Origin of the sequence: Pseudomonas sp., assembly GCF_049590575.1 — a bacterium.
GTDB lineage: Bacteria > Pseudomonadota > Gammaproteobacteria > Pseudomonadales > Pseudomonadaceae > Aquipseudomonas.
The window spans coordinates 1-2,314 of sequence record NZ_JBAWDE010000239.1; the positions used below are offsets into that span (position 1 = coordinate 1).

Here is a 2,314-nt window from a genome sequence, read left to right on the forward strand (position 1 = left end):
GGCACGCGCCAGGGATATGCCGGGCCGCCGTCAGGCCGTGGAAGCTGCCCATGCGACCAGCACCGATCAAGCCCAGGCGGATGTTCTGTGTACTCATGAAGGACCCCTTTTTATTGTTGGCCCCAGGACGTTCTGGATGGCAAAGGGTTAGGAGCAAGGGCTGTGCCAATTCTCAAGTTATTGATAGTTAAAGATTTATAAAATCTGATAAACAAAATGTGTTCATTCTGATGACATGCCTATACTGACATGTCAAAAACCTGGACATGGACAGCGCCGATGGCTTTCAGTGTGCAAGACCTCGACTACCTCACGGCCCTGGGCCCGGCCTCGCTGAACAAGGGCCCGGTGGCGGCGCTGGAACAGGCCTGGCGAAACTGCCTGGGGGGCCAGGTCGAGCGCCCGGCCGAGGTCCGCCAGGTGATCTGGGAGTCGTGGCGGCGCAGCGTCGACGCAGGGCTCGACCCGTCTGACGGCCAATACCGTTTTGTCGCCCCCGAGACCCTGGCTGCAACCCTTGCCAGCCACCGGGTGCTGATCGCCGCCGCCGCGCAGGTCATGCGCGGCTTGCTGGCCTACAACCCGCGTGGCCATATCAACCTCACCGATGCAGATGGCACCACCCTGTATTTCTGCGGGCTGGACATCACGCCCATCGGCAGCCGCCTGCTGGAGTCGACCCAGGGCACCAACTGCACTGGCTTGGCCCTGGCCGAAGACCGCCTGGTGTACGTGCTTGCCGAAGAGAATTTCGCCATCGGCCTGCGCCAGCGCCGCATGCATTGCGCCGCTGCGCCGATCAAAAACGCGCAGGGCCAGACCCTGGCGATGCTGACCCTGACCGCCGAACCCGGCTGGTTTCACTTCCACACCCTCGGCACCGTGCAAGCGGCCGCCGACGCGGTGTCGCGGCAAATGGTCCTGCAAGCCTTGCTCGCAGAGCAGCAAACCGTGCTCGAAGTGCTCAACGAAGGCCTGGTGGTGCTGGACGAGCGCGGCTGTATCAAGGCGCTCAACCGTTATGCGCGGCAGCTGTTCGGCGTAGGGCTGGAGTTGATCGGTCACCCGTTCCAGCACCTGGGTCGCAGCGAATTGAGCGACTCAATGGGAGAGGCCGTTCGCGACCTCGACTGCACCTTCCACCTGCACGACCGCAGCCAGCTCGCCTGCCTCGTCTCGGTGTGCCCGCTGGAGCAGGGCGGGGTGATTGTGTCGCTGCGCGAAAACCGCCGCATCCGCGAAATCACCCGACGCATCGTCGGCACCCAGGCCCGCTACACCTTTGAAACCATCCAGGGCCACTCGCGCGCTATCCAGGACGCGCTGCACCTGGGCCGCATCGCCAGTCGCAGTGAGTCCACCACCTTGATCCTCGGCGAAAGCGGCACCGGCAAAGAGCTGTTTGCCCAGGCCATCCACAACGGCAGCGACCGCTGCAATGGTCCCTTCGTGGCGGTCAACTGCGGCGCCATCCCGCGAGACTTGGTGCAAAGCGAGCTGTTCGGGCATGTCGAAGGCGCGTTCACCGGCTCTGCCCGTGGCGGCTCGGCGGGTAAGTTCGAACTCGCGGATGGCGGCACCATCTTCCTGGATGAGATTGGCGACATGTCCTTCGATGCCCAGGTCAGCCTGTTGCGGGTGTTGCAGGAGGGTGAAATCACCCGCGTTGGGGCGAAGAGTTCGCGCCAAGTAAACGTGCGCATCATCGCCGCCACCCATCGCAATTTGAGCCAGGCGGTGGCCGAGGGCGCGTTTCGTGAAGACCTCTACTACCGCCTCAACGTGTTGAACCTGACCGTGCCGCCGTTGCGCATGCGCCGCGACGATATACCGCTGCTGGCGCGGCACTTTCTTGCCCGCTGCGCGCGCTCGTTGCGTAAATCGGTGCAAGGTTTTTCCCCGGACGCCATGGCGCTGCTCTCGGCCTACGGCTGGCCGGGTAATGTGCGGGAGTTGGAAAACAGCATTGAACGGGCAACCAACTTGGCCATTGGCGAGCTGATCCAGCCTGCCGATTTGCCCTTGGAAGCCAAACAGCGCTTACCGCTGCGCTCCGACCAAACGCCACCGGCCCAGGACCTGAGCAGCCATGAAATGCACGCCATCGTCGCCGCCCTCAAAAGCACCGGCGGCAACATCCGCCTGGCCGCCCGGCAACTCAACGTCTCGCGTGGCGGGCTGTACAACAAGATGAGCCGGTTCGGTCTGAATGCCACGGATTTTCGTGGCGGCTGAGATTCAACTGTGGGAGCGGGCTTGCTCGCGAAGGCGGTGTGTCAGTCACAAATGCTCCAACCGAACCACCGCCTTCGCG

The 2,314-nt window shown here is 63.2% G+C and carries 1 protein-coding gene; it reads left to right on the plus strand.

From position 1 onward, the window contains the following. Window positions 1-279: 279 nt before the first annotated feature. Window positions 280-2,235 (plus strand): sigma-54 interaction domain-containing protein, encoded by a 1,956-nt coding sequence (locus WBR57_RS16440; RefSeq protein ID WP_424084732.1) that lies wholly within the window; start codon window positions 280-282, stop codon window positions 2,233-2,235. The last annotated feature ends 79 nt before the right edge of the window (window positions 2,236-2,314 follow it).

Excerpts from the sequence above, each read along its gene's own strand:
- WBR57_RS16440 (WP_424084732.1), top strand. The coding sequence starts at position 280 with ATGGCTTTCAGTGTGCAAGACCTCGACTACCTCACGGCCCTGGGCCCG.